13 protein-coding genes are annotated in these 13194 nt (G+C 62.3%); 9 read left to right on the top strand and 4 right to left on the bottom strand.

All coding sequences use genetic code 11. From position 1 onward, the window contains the following. Positions 1-125 precede the first annotated feature (125 nt). Both B8115_RS16790 and B8115_RS16785 read left to right on the top strand, forming a co-directional pair. Complete coding sequence (locus tag B8115_RS16790; protein ID WP_010628997.1) at positions 126-1088, top strand: SDR family oxidoreductase; 963 nt, start codon at positions 126-128, stop codon at positions 1086-1088. Between the two features lie 85 nt (positions 1089-1173). After that, positions 1174-2580, top strand: coding sequence for an amidase (locus B8115_RS16785; RefSeq protein ID WP_010628996.1), 1407 nt, complete (start codon positions 1174-1176; stop codon positions 2578-2580). Between the two features lie 22 nt (positions 2581-2602). Here the strand turns inward: B8115_RS16785 and B8115_RS16780 are convergent, their stop codons facing one another. Beyond that, positions 2603-4348, bottom strand: coding sequence for a bifunctional diguanylate cyclase/phosphodiesterase (locus B8115_RS16780; RefSeq protein WP_010628995.1), 1746 nt, complete (start codon positions 4346-4348; stop codon positions 2603-2605). 346 nt (positions 4349-4694) lie between these two features. On the opposite strand from B8115_RS16780, the gene B8115_RS16775 reads away from it, so the two are divergent. Further along, entirely contained in the window at positions 4695-6626 is a 1932-nt protein-coding gene (locus tag B8115_RS16775; protein WP_141638642.1) for a GGDEF domain-containing protein, read from the top strand. Between the two features lie 136 nt (positions 6627-6762). On the opposite strand, the gene B8115_RS16770 is transcribed toward B8115_RS16775, so the two are convergent. From B8115_RS16770 to flgA, 3 genes are all read right to left on the bottom strand, one after another. Beyond that, a complete protein-coding gene (locus B8115_RS16770) occupies positions 6763-7212 on the bottom strand; it encodes a flagella synthesis protein FlgN (protein ID WP_010628993.1) in 450 nt (149 codons plus the stop codon). Next, on the bottom strand, positions 7209-7490 hold the full coding sequence (flgM, locus tag B8115_RS16765; protein WP_010628992.1) for a flagellar biosynthesis anti-sigma factor FlgM: 282 nt from the start codon (positions 7488-7490) through the stop codon (positions 7209-7211). Before flgM ends, B8115_RS16770 begins: the two co-directional genes overlap by 4 nt. A gap of 136 nt (positions 7491-7626) precedes the next feature. Beyond that, on the bottom strand, positions 7627-8316 hold the full coding sequence (flgA, locus tag B8115_RS16760; protein WP_010628991.1) for a flagellar basal body P-ring formation chaperone FlgA: 690 nt from the start codon (positions 8314-8316) through the stop codon (positions 7627-7629). Between the two features lie 183 nt (positions 8317-8499). Between flgA and flgB the strand changes: the two genes are divergently transcribed. The 6 genes from flgB to flgG all read left to right on the top strand — a co-directional run bounded on the left by flgB (position 8500) and on the right by flgG (position 13167). After that, on the top strand, positions 8500-8913 hold the full coding sequence (gene flgB / locus B8115_RS16755; protein ID WP_010628990.1) for a flagellar basal body rod protein FlgB: 414 nt from the start codon (positions 8500-8502) through the stop codon (positions 8911-8913). A gap of 31 nt (positions 8914-8944) precedes the next feature. After that, positions 8945-9349 carry a flagellar basal body rod protein FlgC gene (gene flgC / locus B8115_RS16750; protein ID WP_010628989.1) on the top strand — a complete coding sequence of 135 codons (405 nt, stop codon included), beginning with the start codon at positions 8945-8947 and terminating at the stop codon, positions 9347-9349. A gap of 5 nt (positions 9350-9354) precedes the next feature. Next, positions 9355-10047, top strand: a complete 693-nt coding sequence (gene flgD, locus B8115_RS16745; protein WP_010628988.1) for a flagellar hook assembly protein FlgD — start codon at positions 9355-9357, stop codon at positions 10045-10047. Between the two features lie 220 nt (positions 10048-10267). Beyond that, positions 10268-11548 carry a flagellar hook protein FlgE gene (gene flgE, locus B8115_RS16740; protein ID WP_010628987.1) on the top strand — a complete coding sequence of 427 codons (1281 nt, stop codon included), beginning with the start codon at positions 10268-10270 and terminating at the stop codon, positions 11546-11548. A 35-nt stretch (positions 11549-11583) separates the two neighbouring features. Further along, complete coding sequence (locus B8115_RS16735) at positions 11584-12339, top strand: flagellar basal body rod protein FlgF (protein ID WP_010628986.1); 756 nt, start codon at positions 11584-11586, stop codon at positions 12337-12339. A 45-nt stretch (positions 12340-12384) separates the two neighbouring features. Next, a complete protein-coding gene (flgG, locus tag B8115_RS16730; RefSeq protein ID WP_010628985.1) occupies positions 12385-13167 on the top strand; it encodes a flagellar basal-body rod protein FlgG in 783 nt (260 codons plus the stop codon). Positions 13168-13194 lie beyond the last annotated feature (27 nt).

Genomic DNA, 13194 nt, shown 5'->3' with positions numbered 1-13194 from the left:
CTGCGGCCCTTGGCGATTCGTCGGTTTCTTTCGGTATTGACTACGTTGAGGGCAGGGTGGGCCTGCGTCCCGGCATGTCCGGACGTTGTGGCTCACAGGCTTTTCGTCTTCAGGGAGGAAATGGAATGCAGCTGCGAGACTTGCGCAATTCAGTAGTCGTGCTGACAGGGGCTTCCAGCGGTATAGGTCGGGCGACGGCCTACGAGTTTGCCCGCTGTGGGGCGGCGCTGTTCCTGGCCGGGCGTGATCGTCACGCCCTTCACGATGTCGCCGAGACGTGTCATCGCCTGGGCGGTCAGGCGCGTATCGTCGTGGCCGACGTCAGCAACAGCGACGACATGTCCCGTCTGGCGGAGAGTGCCGTCGACCTGGCCGGTCGCATCGATATTTGGGTCAACAACGCTGGGGTCGGAGCACTGGGACCGTTCGAGGAGGTGCCGCTCGACGTCCACGAGCAGGTGGTGCAGACCGACTTGCTGGGCGGGTTGCGCGGTGCTCATGCGGTGCTACCACACTTCAAGCGCCAGGGCCGCGGCATCCTGATCAACAATATCTCGTTGGGTGGCTGGGCGCCGCAGCCCTATGCCGCTTCCTACAGTGCCGCCAAGTTCGGCCTGCGGGCCTTTGCCGACAGCCTGCGTGGCGAACTCCGGCAGTGGCCCGAGCTGCACGTCTGCAACGTCTATCCTTCCGTCATGGACACGCCGGGGTTCCGTGACGGTGGCAACTTTACCGGCCGTGCGATCAAACCGGTGCCCCCGGTCTACGATCCCCGGCGCACGGCGAAGGCCATCGTGGGGCTGGCCAGGCGTCCGCGCCACAGCGCCTACGTCGGCTTGCCCGCGATACTCTCGCTGCTTGCGCGCTTCGTACCAGGCTACAGCATTCTCAATGCCGCGCTGGTCGATGGCTCGGTGCGTCGTGCCAGACCAATTCCCCGCTCTTCGGGCAATCTGTTCCAGCCACCCGGGGGGGAGCGTCGGATCGACGGCGGCTATCGCTCATCGAGGCTGCGCCAGGGTGTTCTGGTAGCGGCTTCGGCCACTGCCGCCCTGATGGTGGGGCGCTGGTTGGCAGGGAAGCGCTGAAGGCGTTGCTGTTGCCGTGTGGTTGCGCTGGTGGCCACCTGTTTTCCACAATCAGTAGTGTCTCACTGGAAAAAAGGAGGTTCTTGTGAGCGATACCGATCTGGGTGCCATGGATGCTGGCCAGCTGAGAGAGCTGTTCGAGAGTGGCAAGGCGTCGCCGTTGGAAGCGACACGCGCGGCGCTGGAGCGCATCGAGCGCTTCAACGAAGCTGTCAATGCCTATGTACTGGTCGACCGGGAAGGCGCCGAAGCCGCTGCCGAGGCGTCGAGCAAGCGCTGGCAGGCAGGGCGGCCGCTGAGCGCGTTAGACGGTATTCCCGTGTCGTTGAAGGATTTGACCGAATCGATCGGTTTGCCGGCGCGCAAAGGGTCGTTGACGGTGTCGGACGCCCCCTGCGAGCAGGACTCTCCACCGGCTCGCATGCTCCGCGAGGCCGGCGCGGTGATCCTTGGCAAGACTAATACCCCGGAGTTCGGTTGGAAGGCCATTACCGACAACCGTGTCTTCGGCGCCACCGCCAATCCGTGGGATACGCGACTGACGCCGGGTGGCTCTTCCGGGGGGGCCGCTGTCGCTGCGGCGCTCAACATGGGTGTGCTGCACCAGGGCGGCGATTCGGGTGGCTCGATCCGCATACCCGCCTCGTTTACCGGCGTGTTCGGCTTCAAGCCCACCTTCGGCTGGGTACCGGAGTGGCCTCGGTCCAAAGAGCCGACGCTCTCCCACCTTGGACCGCTGACGCGAACCGTGGCCGATGCGGTGCGCATGCTGAACGTGATGGGGCGCTACGATTATCGTGATCCCTACGCCCTGCGCGGTCAGCCTGCCGATTGGGGGGAGGAGCTGGGTCAGGATATCGAGGGCATGCGCATCGCCTTTTCGCCTACCTTGGGCTACGCCCGGGTGGAACCGGAGGTCGCCGAGTGTGTACGTCAGGCCGCCCATCGTCTGGAAGCGCTGGGGGCTGTGGTGGAGGAGGTCGATCCCGGCTTCGAATTGCCTATCCGCATCTTCAATACTCTTTGGTTCACCGCTTCGCTTGCCGTCTATCGCGAGCACAGTGAACGCCAGCGACGGCTGCTGGACAGTGGCCTGGTGTCGGATGCGAAGCGGGCGGAGCGGCTCAGTGCACTTGACATGTTCTATGCGCTCAGGGACCGGGCGCGGCTGACGGAGGGGCTCGAGCACTTCAACCAGCGCTATCACCTGGTGATGACACCTTCGGTGGCAGTGCGCCCCTTCCCCCTTCATCACGATGTGCCGCCGGGCAGTGGCATGCGCGACTGGGCGGAGTGGGCGCCGTTTTCCTATCCCTTCAATCTCAGCCAGCAGCCGGCCGCTTCCATTCCCTGCGGCTTCACGCCGGATGGTCTGCCGGTCGGTTTCCAGTTGGCCGGTGGCAAGCATGACGACGCACGCGTGCTGCGCGTCAGCCAGGCTTACCTGGCGGCCTACCCACCCACCTTTCCCGAGCGGCCGAAGCAGGTGTGAGAGCGATCCGAGGAGTGACGTGTCACTCCTCGGGAGGCTGGTGTTCGGTGAGCCATGCTGACAACGCTTTGGCGCTCATGGCGGGGCAGTACAGGTCGCCCTGGACCAGGCGAGCGGAGGTGGCTTCCATGTCGGTCGCTACCGTTTCGTCATCGACGCCGACGATCACAGGCTCAATGCCGAGGGAGTTGAGCATGCGGCATGATGCCTCGACCAAGCGTCTTCCATCGCGATGCGCGCGTGCCAGCCGTGCGTCGACGGTCGCTTTGTGAAAGGGCAGCCGCGACAGCCAGGCAATATCCACCGGGGTGCTGCCGAGCTCCTCGACGGCAAGGCGAATGCCGAGCTGTTCGAGCCGCTTGAGCATGTGGGTGGCCATGTCCAGGTCGTTGCCCAGCCCCTGGGCGGGCACCTTGAGGGTCAGCCAATCGAATGACGTCGTGTCCAGATGCCTCAGGAAATGGTCCAGGGGACGACTATCGAAGGTGTCCTGCGCCAGGTGTGCCTCGCACAGGTGCAGAGAGATCGGTAGTTGGGCCAAGGGCGAGGCATCGTCGCTCCACTGGCGATGATCGGCGATGACCGCCTGGATCATCCAGCGGTTGAGGCGAACGCCGAGCCCCAGCCGTGCAATCACGTCGAGGTAATGGTTTGGTGATTGTTGCCAGCGTTCGGGATGCTTCCAGTGCAGCATGGCTTCCAGGCCGGTACAGCGCAGCGAGTTGCGATCGAACTCGGGCTGGTAGTGCAGCGCGAAATGCCGGTCCGGCAGGTGGATGGCTTCGTTCAACTGACTCTCGAGCCGGTACTTCTCTTTCAGGCGTGAGGTCAGGCGGTGGTCGACGAAGGCCAGTCGCCCGGGTCCCTTCTTGCGAGCCATGAACATGGCGCTACGCGCAGCCTGGATCAGTGTCTCGACATCCTCTGCATCGCCAGGGTACAGCGCTACGCCGATCGAAGAGGTCAGCAGCAGGTATCGATCCTCGCTGGTGAAAGGTGGCTCCAGGGCCTCCTGCAGTCGCTCCGCCACGACCTGGGCTGCCTCGGCGGTACCGTCCTTCTCCAGTAGCACCACGAATTGGTCGCTGCCGAGTCGGGCTAGGGTGTCCTTGCTGCGTACCTCTTGCTGCAGCCGTCGGGCGATCTCGCCCAGTATGCGGTCCCCTTCGATATGCCCCACCGCATCATTGATCGCCTTGAAGCGGTCGATATCGATGAATAGCAGGGCGAGCGTAGTGTCGACACGCTCCGCCTGGGCCAGAGCGTGGTCGAGGCGATCCCGTAGCAGCAACCAGTTGGGCAGACCGGTCATCGGGTCGATGTGTATCCAGTGGTGATCGTCCAGCAGCTCGCCACTCGGCGTAGTGAGGCGCACGAAAGAGTAGAGGCGGCCGCGCGGGTTGCTTCGTTCGTCTAGCAGAGTGTCGACCAGCATCAGAACCGGTACCGACTCGCCGTCGCTCTGACGGCACAGTACTTCCTGTTGCCAGGAGAGTGCCGTGGCCTGGGCGCTGTCTCCCGAGGTGGGGAGGCGCGAAAATGGGCGCAGGGAAACGAAAAAATGCTCGATCGGCCAGCCGGTCGTCTCTGCTCTGTCGCTGCCGGCGATACGGCAGAAGGCGTCGTTGACCATCGTGATGCGCCCGTCGGCATCGGTGATGACCATGCCGGTCTGGCTCTGCTCGAAGGCATCCTTCACCAGCCGGGCGGGGTGCTGGGCTAAGGGCTTGGCCTGTTTGCCCGGTGGGCGGTTACCGTGATGGTTCATTTATGTGTTGTCACCAATGTGTTCCTGCTTTGGAGTTATATCGTCCTCATGGGACTGAACTTGAGGGCGTGAGGCCTTCCGTTGAGAGGGAAAATGCGTCATTGGGTAACATTGTTCGATCTTCCCTCAAGGCTCAAGTTCGCTTTGGATGTGCCGATAAGAGAGAAATAGAAATCTGCTTCCCAATACGCGGGGCTGCCAGGGGAAGGCGGCACAACCTGTCTGATCGGCACGGCAGGCGCCATCCACCTTGACTGAGGACATATACTTGCACGTACCGGCGCGTATCGGGGTTCTGGCTCGCTCGATCTGCTCGCTACAGGGGCGTCTGCTGGCGGGCCTGGCCATGACCTGGCTGGTCATCGTTGGTCTGGTTCTGCTGCTGGCCTGGCAGTTCGGCAAGGGGCTCGTCGACGATGCCAATCTGGCGCATCTGCGTTACGAATCGCAGCTGATTGCCAACGATCTCTCCGAGGAGGTCGAGCGCAGGCTGCGTGCCTTGGAGCGGCTCGAGCAGGGGTTGCGTAATGTAGCGGCAAACGAGGTGCCGGCACGGCTGGAGAACGCCCAGGTATTGCTGGAATGGTTCGAGGGGCTGATGGTCGCCGATGCCGATGGGCGTGTCGTGGCCGATTGGCCCATCGTGCCGGGTCGCTCAGGGCTGGAAACCGCAACGACGGAGTATTTCCGCATGCTGCGCCATTCGCCCTGGCCCTATGTGAGTCAGCCGTTCACCGGCCGGGCCAGCGGTGACTCTCTGGTGTTGATGCTGGTACCTCGCTTCGACGAACAAGGCGCCTTCAATGGCGTGGTAGGGGGGATGATCAACCTCACCCATGGTGGTCTTTTTCGCCGCCTCGAGGAGATTCGGCTGGGCGATGCCGGCTATGTATCGGTCTTCACTGCCGCCGGTGAAGCGCTTTTTCATCCCCGTCGCGTCCGGGCATCGGCGTCTGGTCGGTCATTGGCGAGCGACACCGACACTTTGCAGAAGGCGCTGGATGGCTGGCAGGGGGAAGCCATTGGGTCGAGCGGGGAGGGCATTGCGATGCTGATGGCCTATCGCCAGATTTGGCCGGCAAACTGGATCGTCAAGGTAGCCATTCCTCAAGCCCAGGTTCAAGAGCCGCTGGGCGACTTTCTGGCACGCTTGTGGTGGGCCTGGCTGGTTCTAGCCATCTTGATGCTGATTACCATGCGCTGGTTGGTTAGGCGGCTGCTAAGGCCCCTGCATCGTCTGGAGCGGCAGATTGCGCAGGTCGGCGCGGGAGAGCGGCGCTATCTCGAGCTCTCGACCAGCATGCACGAGCTGCGCCAAGTGGCCGGCAGCTTCAACCGTCTGGAGCATGAGCGGCTTGCAGCCCTGGAGCATCTGCGCGATCGTCAGGCTTTTCTCGATGCCGTACTCGGCTCGACGCCCATCGGCATGTTCGTGGCGGACCTGGAAGGGCGTCTCAATTATCTGAACCCGGCGCTGCTCGAGCTGCTTGGCCTCGAAGAGACGCATGAAGCTCGCGACTGGTGGGAGCGAATCCACCCCGATGACCGTCGTGGCACCGAGGACATGTGGCGCTACACCTTGACCACCGGCAGCGACTTCGTACGCCAGCTGCGCTTCCTGCACCCCGACGGTGTGACGCTGTGGGTCGAGGTTCACGCCAGCCAGGTGCTGGGCAATGATCAGCCGCTGGGCTTCGTGGGCATGGCCAAGGACATTACCGAACGGCGGCAGCAGGAGGCGCTGCAACGCTGGGAGGCTGAGCACGATCCGCTGACGGGGCTGCTCAATCGGCGCGGGTTCGAACGGCGTCTGGAAGAGGCGCTGGCCGAGTACTCCAAGACTGGCACCCCCTCCGTGCTGATCCTGTTCGATCTCGACCACTTCAAGCCGATCAATGACGAAGGCGGTCACGCCCTGGGTGACGAGATGCTGCGGCGCGTCGCTCAAGTGGTGGCGTGGGAGGTGCGGCGCAGCGACCATGTGGCCCGCCAGGGTGGGGATGAGTTTGCCGTGCTGTTACCCAGCTGTACGCTCAAGCAGGCGGGAGAAATCGCCGAATCGCTGCGGCGCGCCGTTTCCGAGGTCACCGTCAGCAACGCCGGCAAGACCTACAGCATCACGTTGAGTATGGGGGTCACGTCACTTCGGGAGGGCGATGACTCTATCGAGTCCGTATTCGCGCGAGCCGATCAGGCCAGCTACCAGGCCAAGGCCGACGGTCGCAACTCCGTGGTAGTCACCGCCTCGGACGACGATCTGATCGATAGCCTGTGGTGAAGGGGCCTGTAGTATGGGGAGGCTGTGGTGATGTGCAGGCATGACGCCCGTATGCAGCATGTGGGCGGTTTCACGGACGGACGGGATCTAAGGGCAAGTAAATTGCGAAGACGAAAAGGTCGCCGCTACTGGCGTATCAGACCGAGGCGTTGATGCGCCCTGTCTGTGCCGCGACACGACCGCTGGCGCGGTACACGGTCTTCTCTGCGGCCTGATGAATGAAATCGAGCAGGCGTGTGTTCTGCTCCATGCGCAAGGTAACGAGCTCGCCGTTCAGCGTATTGAGGCGCTGAGCTTCGCGGGTCATTTCCAGCGTCTGCATCCAAGACTCTTCGCAGCCTGCATCCAGCGCTGCCTGATGGGCGCCCGCGGCACCATCGGCATAGCCCAGACGGTGCTGAACGCCTTGGCGTAGCTTTTCGCTCGCTTCCAGGCGGGCCAGCAGCGCTTGCTTGCGCTGGGCAACTTCGGCGAGGGTCTCGCTTTCGATATTGGCGCTGGCCAGCAGTGCTCGTTCGCGCATGAGCAGTTCGGTGAACTCGCTCAGACGCTGCTGCTGTTCCATCAGAAGCTTGGCCAGACTCATGCCTTGCGACTCTCGGCAGACAAGGATTCGATCAGCGAATCGGCTATGCGCTCGGCACGGATCTCCAGACGTCCCTCGCGGATGGCTTCGCGAATTTCCTCGACACGCGCCTTGTCGATATCGCGGGAGGCATCGGTAGCCTTCTGACTCAGATGCGTGGCAGCCGAAGGACCGGGGTCCTGCTGCCCCGAGGGGGTAGCGCCCTTGACCGGTTGAGCTTCCTCGCGCGGTTGTGTCTGGGTCGGGCGAGTCAGGGGGTTCTGGTTGTTGATCTTCACGTTAATGGCCTCATGACCGAATGCTTTTACCTGCTATCGGCAGGGCGAGGGATAACTTTAGCCTAATTTTTCGGCACGAGTTTCCCGGGCGAAGCTGCCCATACCCGTTCGGGAGCTCGAGGTGCGACGGCCCATGTCAGAAGTCTACGACAAGGGTGCCTTCTCCGACCACCTCGGCAGTCATGATCTCGCGGTTGTCGAAACGAACCCGAATACGATCGCCAAGCGCGCCAGGCTCCAGTGCTTGCCCCTCGCGGGCGATGCGAAACCCGCTTCCCCGGGCCTCGATCACCACCCGCTGATTTCTCTCCACCAGCGGCAGGCTGCGGAACTGATGCTCCAGCAGCGGCTGCCTTGGGCTGAGCGCCCGCGTTGCCACTTGCCCGACGATCCGATCGATCTCGAGCAGGGTACGGTTCGGTAGTTCGGCCAGATTCCCCGACTGCATGACCAGATGCTCACGCCGCACCGTCTCTCCGGCAGAGAGGGGGGTGTCGAGCACTGGGTATTCGCCGATCACGCCGACTTCAGCCTGCAGGTAGCGCACCTGGCGGCCATCGTCGCCGCAGCGTACGCCGACGGAAATGCGGCCCAGCGGCACTTCGCCGGGGCGTGTCAGGAAGGGGGCGGGCGATTCGCAGGTGGGTAGCCGTGCGGAAGGAGGGCGTAGCTCGATGATGAGTTCATCGCCCAGCGCGCTGGCCTGCTCGTGGAGAAAGCCGTGCACGGCTTGCAGCAGTTCGCCGTCGTCGGCCGAAGCGGCCGGCAGCGACAGCAGGGCGGCCAGCAGTGTCGGTAGCAGCAGGACTAAGCGGGTAAGGCGCATAAGGCGGGGCCATCCAGCATGGGTAATGGCAGGATTCTAGCTGGCCCCGATGGGCTGAAACAGCGGAAATGAGCGAGGAAAAGGGGCCTGTTTCTGCCATTGATGTGACAAGCGTGTCGTTACTCTTCAACCTCAAGAAGTTCCGTATGTCTTCAATCAGGATTTCGCACGGGGAGCGCCGGCATGATCGACCAGCTCGAGGCCGCCTTTAATTACCACCAGCAGGCGCTGGGGCTACGCCAGCAGCGCCACCAGGTGCTGGCGAGCAACATCGCCAACGCCGATACACCCAACTACAAGGCCCGCGACTTCGACTTCGCCAGCGAACTCAAGAAGGCGGTCGAGCAGGGGCGTACGTCCAGCGGTGGACTCTCGCTGGCGCGTACCTCCGAGCGCCATCTGGCGGGGCAAGGCATGCCGGCGTCCAGGCAGGAGCTGCTCTACCGCATACCCGACCAGCCCAGTCTGGACGGCAACACCGTGGACATGGATCGCGAGCGTACCCAGTTCGCCGACAACGCGGTGCGCTACCAGGCGGCACTGACCATCATGAACAGCCGGATCCAGGGGCTGAAGAACGCCATGCAGCCGGAATAACAGGCCGGATCAAAGGAAGAGAGATCTTACCATGTCGATGTTTTCCGTGTTCGATATCGCCGGCTCGGCCATGAGCGCCCAGTCCCAGCGCATGAACGTCACCGCCAGCAACCTGGCCAATGCCGACAGCGTGGCCGGCCCCGACGGTCAGGCCTATCGTGCCAAGCAGGTGCTGTTCGAGTCGCGCCTGGGGGGGCACGGCATCGGCGGTGTTGGCGTGCGTGAAGTGGTCGAGGACCCTTCGCCCATGCGGATGGAGTATCGCCCCGAACATCCGCTGGCCAACGAAGAGGGCTACGTGACGATGCCCAACGTCGAGCCGGTCCATGAAATGGTCAACATGATTTCGGCCTCGCGCTCCTACCAGGCCAATGTGGAAGTGATGAACACGAGCAAGCAGATGATGCTCAAGACACTGACTCTGGGTGAGGGCTGATCGACATGTCGAACACTATCGATGCCAACGTCGTCTCGCGCTTGAATCAGGGTGGGCCCTCCTCTCGCGACGCCAGCCAGTCGGCCGAGCTGCGCAACAACTTCATGACCCTGCTGATCGCCCAGATGCAGCACCAGGATCCGCTCAATCCCATGGACAACCATGAGATGACCACGCAGCTGGCACAGATCAATACGGTCAGCGGCATCGAGGATCTCAACAAGACCTTGAAGGGCATCACAGAGCAGATGAACGCCGGCCAGATGCTGCAGGCCACTGCGCTGATCGGCCAGGGCGTGCTGGTGCCGGGCGATCGTCTGTTGCTAGAGCATGGCGAGGAGGGTGAGCTGCACACCACCCCGTTCGGCATCGAGCTGCCCCAGTCGGCCGACAACGTGAGTGTGGTGATCACCAGTGCCAGTGGCCAAGTGATCAACCGCTACGACATCGGGCCGGTCAAGGCGGGGGTCGAGTCGTTCACCTGGGACGGCCGTACCAGTGAGGGCGAGGCAGCCGCCTCGGGTTCTTACAGAGTGCGCGTCGAAGCCACCAGCGACGGCAAGGCGATCAACGCCAGCACCCTTAACTACGCCGTGGTCGGCGGTGTGACGCCGCCGGACAAGAACGGTGGTGTGAAGCTCGACCTGGGCGCCATCTATGGCCAGGTCGGGCTCGATCAGATCAAGCAGATTCTTTGAATCGTGATTCAATAACACAGCATAAAGGAAGTGCTGAACGAATAGCCGAGCGGGATGTAGCGCAAGGCGCACGGAGCACAGGAACCGGAGCATATGGGGTATATGTGAGGATTCCGAGCACCGCGCAACGCAGCGATTCGCTCGCGCAGGCATTCGTGCAGTGCTTACTAATAGAACCGCGCATAGCGGCACATTCAGCCGGTAAGCAGAGGAACGAAACATGAGTTTTTCACAAGCACTGAGTGGTTTGAACGCCCAGTCCCAAAGGTTGGGTACTATCGGCAACAACATCGCCAACTCTCAGACCGTGGGCTTCAAGGGCTCCAACGTCCAGTTCTCCGATGTCTTTGCCAACTCCAAAGTGGGTTTGGGCACCAGGGTGTCGTCGGTGCTGCAGAACTTTGGCGAAGGCAACATCGAGTCCACCAACCGTGGCCTTGATCTGGCAATAGCTGGCGAAGGGTTCTTCCGCTATATGGATGCCAGCGGCGAGGTTGTCTACTCGCGTAACGGCCAGCTCACCATGAGGTCCAATGGTGATCTGATCAATGCCCAGGGTTACCAAATCATGGGTTATGGCCTGAATGCCCAAGGACAAGTGCAGGTAGGTGGCCAACCGGTGCCCTTGAACGTGGCAGCCGATGAAATGGCGGCAAGAGCGACCGGCAGCGTGTCATCAATTCTCAATCTCGATGCCCGAAAGGTGGCTGGAGAGGATGCGAGTCAGGTGGAAGTGATCACTGACATGAGTGATCCGGACAATCCTGCTAATCGCCAAGAGCTCAACTATCACTACTCGAACAACTTCACCATTTACGACTCGCTCGGTAATCCGCGTAACATCACTGTCTACTACGAGAAGGTGGGAGCCAACTCGTGGAATGCCAAAGTAGCGATGGATGGCTATTACGACGAAGCCAATGACTTCAGCATTAATTTCAACGCGAATGGCGCCATTAGCCAGATATTTGACAACAACGGCGATGCAATTGCCACCAATGCCCTGAGGCTGGAGTTCGCAAGCGACGACACGACCCCTCTCGGTGGCGCTCCGGTCCCCCTTGACTTCCAGTTCAACTTGGCAGGTACCACTCAGTTCGGTAATACCTCGACTAGCAGTCAGCTGGTTCAGGACGGCTATACCTCGGGCAGCTTCGTCGGTATCACCATCCAGGAGGACGGTACCGTCATGCGCAACTACTCAAACGAGCAGTCGCGCCCCGCCGGCCAGATTGCCTTGGTCAGCTTCCGTAATCCCGAGGGTCTGGTGCCGGCTGGTGACAACGTATGGCGCGCTTCCAACGAATCCGGCCAGGAGCTGGTTGGCGCTCCTGGAAGCGGCCTTCTGGGCAGCATCGTTTCCGGTGCGGTGGAGACTTCCAACGTCGACATGGCCCGTGAGCTGGTCAACATGATCGTGGCGCAGCGGGCCTATCAAGCCAACTCGCAGACCATCAAGACCCAGGACGAGCTCCTGCAAACCGCCATCAACCTGCGCTAAACGCTTTGATGCCAAGCGCCAAGGGAGCCTGAGTCATGGACCGCATCCTTTATACCGCCATGAGCGGGGCCAAGCAGACCATGGATCAGCAGGCGGTGGTCAGCCACAACCTGGCCAACGTCTCGACCAGCGGCTTTCGCGCCCAGCTGCATGCCATGCGTGCAGTGCCGGTGCAGGGCGAAGCAGCACTGCCGACCCGCGTGTCGGTAGCTGCCACCACCCCGGGCAGCGACTTCAGCCCGGGCCCCATCACCCGCACAGGGCGCGAACTGGACGTGGCCCTTGAGGCCAACTCCTGGCTCGCCGTGCAGGCGGACGACGGCAGTGAGGCCTATACCCGCCGCGGCGACCTCCAGGTGGATGGCGATGGCCTGGTCACCGTAGTGGGGCGCCCCGTGATCGGCGAGGGCGGCCCCATCATCGTGCCGCTGGGTTCGAGCGTCACCATCGGCGCCGACGGTACCCTCAGCGCCATCGGCGAAGGCGAGGGCCCCGAAGCCCTGGTCGACGTGGGCAGGCTCAAGCTGGTCACGCCGGAGCAAGCACTGCTGCGTGGTGACGACGGCCTGTTTCGTATGCCGCCCAACGCTGAGGGTGAGGTAGTGGTGCTGGAGGCCGACGACGATGCGCGTCTTGCCAGCGGTGCGCTGGAAGGCAGCAACGTCAGTGCGGTGGAGGCCATGGTTGCCATGATCGACGTGGCCCGGCGCTACGAGATGCAGATGAAGGTTATCAGCACCGCCGACGAAAACGCCCAGCGGGCCAACAATTTGCTTTCCATCCAAGGCTGACGGCTCCGAGCGAGCCGAGGTCCGTAGGGTCGAGGAAAAAGAAACATGATCAAGTCACTGTGGACGGCCAAGACCGGCCTGGAATCCCAGCAGGTCAAGCTGGATGTCATCTCCAACAACCTGGCCAACGTCAGCACCAACGGCTTCAAGCGCTCGCGGGCGGTATTCGAGGATCTGCTGTATCAGAACCTGCGTCAGCCCGGTGCTCAGAATGACGTGCAGAATCGCTTGCCCTCGGGCATGCAGGTGGGTACCGGGGTGCGCCCGGTTGCGACCGAGCGTCTGCATACCCAGGGCGGTCTCGAACAGACCGACAATTCGCGGGACCTGGCGATCAGCGGCAACGGTTTCTTCCAGGTCCTGATGCCGGATGGTTCCACCGCCTATACCCGCGATGGCAGCTTTCAGCTCAACGAGAACGGCCAGATGGTAACGGCCAACGGCTATCCGCTGGAGCCGGCCATCATCATTCCCGAAAACGCTCTGTCGATCTCCATCGGCGAGGACGGCATCGTCTCGGTGACTCAGCCGGGCGTGAACCAGGCGCTCGAAGTGGGCCAGATCACCGTTTCCACTTTCGTCAATGCGACCGGTCTCGAGAGCATCGGGGGCAATCTTTACCTGGAAACCACTTCGTCCGGTCCGCGGAACGAAACCATGCCGGGAATGAACGGTGCCGGCAGGCTGTTCCAGGGCTACGTGGAAACCTCCAACGTCAACGTGGTGGAGGAAATGGTCAGCATGATCCAGACCCAGCGTGCCTATGAAATCAACAGCCGAGCGGTGCAGACCAGCGACGAGATGTTGGCGCGCCTGAGCCAGCTCTGATCCTGTATCAATGAAAGACCCTGGCGC

The organism is Halomonas sp. KM-1, from assembly GCF_000246875.1.
GTDB classification, from domain to species: Bacteria; Pseudomonadota; Gammaproteobacteria; order Pseudomonadales; family Halomonadaceae; genus Halomonas; species Halomonas aerodenitrificans.
Note: the sequence above shows the minus strand (reverse complement) of the source record. Positions and strands in the feature narration are given on the sequence as shown.